Raw genomic sequence first — 4,025 nt, 5'->3', positions numbered from 1 at the left:
ACGCGCTCAACGCTGCCGTCTTTTTTCGCGATAACGCCGTGAATGGCGAGCGGCGTAGCGACCCACAGCGAGCTCTTGAGGCCGCCGTAGTAGTGGGTGTCGAGAAACGCGAGGTCGGCCTTCTCGTAGGCAGGGTTCTGCTTGATGTCGAGGCGCGGCGAGTCGACGTGGGCGCCCAGGATGTTGAGGCCGCTCGAGAGGGGCAGCTTGCCGATGTTGAACAGGGTGAGGGCCTTGCCGCGCGTGTTGACGTAGACCTTGTCGCCGGCGGCAAGCGGCGTACCGGCGGCGATGCGATCCTCGAGGTTGGTGTAGCCGGCGGCCTCGGCGAGCTTCACGGCCGAGGCGACGCACTCGCGCTCGGTCTTGTTTTCGCTGATGAAGCCGCGGTAGCGAGCCGCGAGGCCCTCGAGCTCCTCGCCCTGCTGCTCGGTGTACTTCTTCCAGGCGTTTGCACGCTCCATGGGTCCTCCTTTGTGCCGGGCAATCCCAGCAGCGCAGTTGTGAACGCCACAATTATAGGAGAGCGCGCGGACACAAAAGGGACAAGTGGCGAGAGGATGACGGTCGCGTCATTGGGCCGCAGCTTGGGACGAATTAGCCCGTAGCCTTTCTGTCCCAAACCGCAGGTAATGTGGGACGAAATAGCTCCGGGCGTTAGTGTCCCAGGCGCGTCACTCGCCGCGGATGGTGACATCGAGGCCCTCGGACGCGGCGATGGCCGCGGCGCGCTCGGCGGACGCCTCGGCGAGCTGCGGCACGCCGCCCAACTCGTAGGAGCGGCCCACGCTCGCGTACTTGCTCTCGCCCAGCTGGTGAAACGGCAGGATGTCGGCGCGAGCGATCCCCAGCTCGCGGGCGCGGCGAGCGTTGGCGCGCACGCAGTCGTCGCCGTCGGTGAAGCCCGGGATGATGGGCATGCGGGCCACCACCGTGGCCCCCGCAGCAAGCGCCGCGGCGAGATTGCCGTCGCGCACGGCCACGTCGATGCCACAGACCTCGAGGCTGCGCTTGCGGTCGGCGACCTTGAAGTCAACGAGCAGCTGGTCACAGGCCCGCACGAGCTCCGACGGCGCCACCGTGAGCGAAGTGGCGAGCGTCGACTCGATGGCCGTCGAGGCACCGCCCTCGTGCACGCGGCCAAGCAGGTCGAGAACGGCGCGCTGGCGAGCCGCACCTGCCAGGCACTCGCCACCAGACACCGTGACGCCACCCCCGCTCTCCTCATAAAAGGGCAGGTCGCGAAGGAGCTCGCGCGCAAGGTCGTCGGTCGTGCGCCAGGTGCCCAGCCACTCCTTGGCACCCGTGGGGCACTCCTCGCACGACGTGTCGCAGCCCGCGCCGTTGGCGTCGCGGGCGCCGCTCGCGCGCAGCGAGCAGCCGATGCACAGGCGCCCGTGCCAGGCGACCTCGGGCTCGAAGGAGAGGTTCTCGGGGTTGCAGCACCAGGGACAGCGAAACGGGCAGCCCTTCACGAAGGCGACCGAGCGAATCCCGCCGCCATCGTGGAGCGAGAAGCGTTGGACGTTCGTGACGCAGAGGCGGGCTGGTTCGCCGCCACTCGGACATCCACCGCCGGCCTCGACGTCCACGCCCTCTGCCTGCGCCGACATGCCACTCTCCTCCCTACAGCTCATGCTCGGTCCTGTTGATGATGTCGTCTTGCAGGGCCGGAGCCAGGTCGACGAACAGGGCGCTGTAGCCCGCCACGCGCACGACGAGATCGCGGTGCGCCTCGGGGTGGGCCTTGGCGTCGAGCAGCACCGCCTTGTCGACGACGTTGAACTGGATGTGCTGGATGCCCAGGCGGCAGAAGGCACGCAGGTAGGCGGAGAGCTTGGCCAGCCCCTGCTCGCCGCCGAGTGTCGAGGGCGAGAACTTGACGTTGAGCAGGCCTCCGTTGGACTCAAGGCCGTTGTTGAGCTTCGAGACGCTCATGAGGCTCGCCGTGGGGCCGTGCTTGTCGAGGCCGCGCATGGGCGACAGGCCGCCGTCGGCCAGCGCCTCGTGGGCGTGGCGGCCATCGGGCGTGGCCCCGCAGGCGGCACCCAGCGGCACGTGGGCCGACACCGTGTAGCTGCCCGGCTGGAAGAAGCCGTCGCGCACGTTGCCGTACTTCTCGACCTCGCGTGCATAGAACTCGAGCATGCGAGAGCCGAGCAGGTCGACCTCGTCGACGTCGTTGCCGTACTTAGGCATGCGGTCGACGATGCGGCGGCGCAGAAGCTCGTCGCCCTCGCCGGACCAGTCGCGCGCGAGGGCCTGCGCCAGGCGCCCGTAGCCCACGATGGGCTCGACGCGGCCGGAGCCGTCTGCCCCGGTGATGCCAAAGACGCCGCGGCGTAGGGTCTCGAGCGAGTCGGCGAGGTTGGCCGTGCCCACCCCCTGCACGCCGGACGGGTTGTAGCGCGCCCCGCCCTCGGTGACATCGCGGCCGCTCTCGAGGCAGTCGCTCACGAGACACGACAGCAGCGGCGTGGGCGAGGTCATGCGGTGCGCGAGATCGCAGGTGTTGCAGCCGCGCACCATGAGGGCCACGTAGCGCGCGACCGTGGCCTTGAGCGCCTCCTCCACGGCCTCGTAGCTCGCGAAGCCCTCCGGGTGCTCCGCAAGGGTGAGCTCGAGGCAGCGCACGAGGTTGAACATCGAGATGTCGTGCAGGCCGTACATGCGCCCGGGAATCGACAGCTCGACGCAGCCCACGACGGCATAGTCGCGCGCGTCTGTCTGGGACACGCCGCGGTTCATGAAGGCGCCAATGTTAACCTCGTCGTTGAAGAACTGGGGCAGGCCGTCACCCAGGCGCACGACCTCGCCGGCGAGGCGCAGCAGCGCGACGGGCGAGCCCTTGTGGACACGCAGCGACAGGTTGGGCTGTGGCAGGCGCGTGTCCTTCTGGATGTCGAGCAGCAGGTAGCTGAGCTCGTTGGAGGCGTCGGCGCCCTGCTCGTCCACGCCGCCCACGACGAGGTTGAAGCCGATGGGAAAGCCAGCAAAGAAGCGGGCGCTGCCCGTGGAGCGGATGGCCACGATCGTCGAGAACTTGAGGTAGAAGCACTGGAGCAGCTCACGGATCTGCTCGGGGCTGGCGCCGGCGGCGACGCTTGCCTGGTAGTAGGGCCACAGGTACTGGTCGGCACGCCCCAGCGACAGCGACGAGGCGTTGCTCTCGTGCATGAGCGCAACCTCGGTGATCCACACAATCTGCAGCGCGTCGTAGAGGTCGCGGGCGGGCTTGGTCTGGATGTGGTCGAGGACCTCAGCGATGCGGGCGAGCTCGGCGGCGCGCTCGGGCGCAGCGGTGGCGGCCAGCTCGCGCACGGTCGCGGCATAGCGGCCGACGTAGGCCACTATCGCCTCGAGCGAGATCACCGCGGCCTCGAGGAAGGCGTTGCCGGGATCTGCCACGGCGCGCTCGCGGGCGCAATCGAGGATGACGCCGTAGCCCTGCGTGAGGACGAGCGGGAAGTCGCAGATGATGTGACCCTGGCCCTTGTCGGTCTGGGCCACGGCAAAGACCTGGTCAGCCTCGGCGGCGGCCACGTCCTCGTCGAGGTGCGCCCGGTACCAGTCGATGAGCGAGCGGCCGCTCCAATAGGGCAGCAGCTCCTCGAGGTAGCGGCGCTTGGTGTCCTCAGAGATCTGGAACTGGTCCTGGGGGCGGGTGGGGAACTCGTCGAGCTCGTCGGCAATCCAGTAGGGGCTCATCTCGGGCGAGACGACGCCCGCGCGCGGCGTGGCGCTGCGGTTTCCCACAAGCAGGTCGTGGTCATCGATGACAATCTTGTGCTTGGCGAGCACGTTAGCGATGGCGCGGGCACGGCGCACGACGGTGGGCTCGCCCTCGGTGGTGCGCCAGCTCTCGGTATAGAGCAGTGCGCGCTCGAGGTCGACGACGCGCGGGACGTCGAAGATGGCGTCCTTGATGGCTTGGGTGCGGGGCGTGAGCATCGTGCGTCTCCTTAGGCGGGCGCGGGCGGCCGGGGGCGTTCCCGCGCCGACGATTCGCTGCCGCCTGCCGCGCG

Annotated in this window: 2 protein-coding genes and 1 pseudogene; all 3 read right to left on the bottom strand. The window is 68.8% G+C overall.

Features of this window, described 5'->3' with window-relative positions; all coding sequences use genetic code 11:
• Nucleotides 1–464: pseudogene (locus AC1VTH_RS07120) on the bottom strand (aminopeptidase); the annotation flags it as partial.
• A gap of 210 nt (nucleotides 465–674) precedes the next feature.
• Nucleotides 675–1,613, bottom strand: a complete 939-nt coding sequence (locus AC1VTH_RS07115) for a glycyl-radical enzyme activating protein (protein WP_481335454.1) — start codon at nucleotides 1,611–1,613, stop codon at nucleotides 675–677.
• Between the two features lie 13 nt (nucleotides 1,614–1,626).
• The gene (locus tag AC1VTH_RS07110) at nucleotides 1,627–3,951 is read right to left on the bottom strand and encodes a formate C-acetyltransferase/glycerol dehydratase family glycyl radical enzyme (protein ID WP_481335453.1); all 2,325 of its coding nucleotides are present in this window, start codon (nucleotides 3,949–3,951) and stop codon (nucleotides 1,627–1,629) included.
• Nucleotides 3,952–4,025 lie beyond the last annotated feature (74 nt).

Source organism: Parolsenella sp. (assembly GCF_982402205.1).
This window is presented reverse-complemented; position numbering and strand designations above follow the sequence as displayed.

What these genes read in the sequence shown, in the direction of transcription:
- AC1VTH_RS07115 (WP_481335454.1), bottom strand. Translation starts at nt 1,613, where the DNA reads ATGTCGGCGCAGGCAGAGGGCGTGGACGTCGAGGCCGGCGGTGGATGT.
- AC1VTH_RS07110 (WP_481335453.1), bottom strand. Translation starts at nt 3,951, where the DNA reads ATGCTCACGCCCCGCACCCAAGCCATCAAGGACGCCATCTTCGACGTC.